We start from the raw sequence: 463 nt of genomic DNA, 5'->3' as shown, positions 1-463 counted from the left end.
TGCTCCACCCCGCGATAATAGTATTAACTTATATTCATTATTCAATAAAAATGGAGGAGGAAGAGGGATTCGAACCCCCGCGCGGTATGACCCGCCTGTCGGTTTTCAAGACCGATCCCTTCAGCCAGACTTGGGTATTCCTCCGAACATCTCATTAATAAGAATGGTGGACCTTGCAGGACTCGAACCTGCGACCGGACGGTTATGAGCCGTCTGCTCTAACCAACTGAGCTAAAGGTCCTTTTAGGTATGGCGGCCGAGGGGATCGAACCCCCGACCTTACGGGTATGAACCGTACGCTCTAGCCAGCTGAGCTAGGCCGCCATGGTTACTATAAATTGGTTAAAGTTTTAAATTGGTGGAGCCTAGCGGGATCGAACCGCTGACCTCCTGCGTGCAAGGCAGGCGCTCTCCCAGCTGAGCTAAGGCCCCAATAAGTTTATTTAAAATGGTCGGGAAGACA

At 51.0% G+C, this 463-nt stretch carries 4 tRNA genes; all 4 read right to left on the bottom strand.

The window, feature by feature from the left end:
- Window positions 1–51: 51 nt before the first annotated feature.
- A tRNA-Ser gene (locus ABE048_RS19570) sits at window positions 52–144 on the bottom strand.
- 20 nt (window positions 145–164) lie between these two features.
- Window positions 165–241: transfer RNA gene (locus ABE048_RS19565), tRNA-Ile, on the bottom strand.
- Between the two features lie 9 nt (window positions 242–250).
- Window positions 251–324: transfer RNA gene (locus tag ABE048_RS19560), tRNA-Met, on the bottom strand.
- Between the two features lie 32 nt (window positions 325–356).
- Window positions 357–432, bottom strand: a tRNA-Ala gene (locus tag ABE048_RS19555).
- Window positions 433–463 lie beyond the last annotated feature (31 nt).

Source organism: Rummeliibacillus pycnus, from assembly GCF_050459865.1.
GTDB lineage: Bacteria > Bacillota > Bacilli > Bacillales_A > Planococcaceae > Rummeliibacillus > Rummeliibacillus pycnus_B.
Note: the sequence above shows the minus strand (reverse complement) of the source record. Positions and strands in the feature narration are given on the sequence as shown.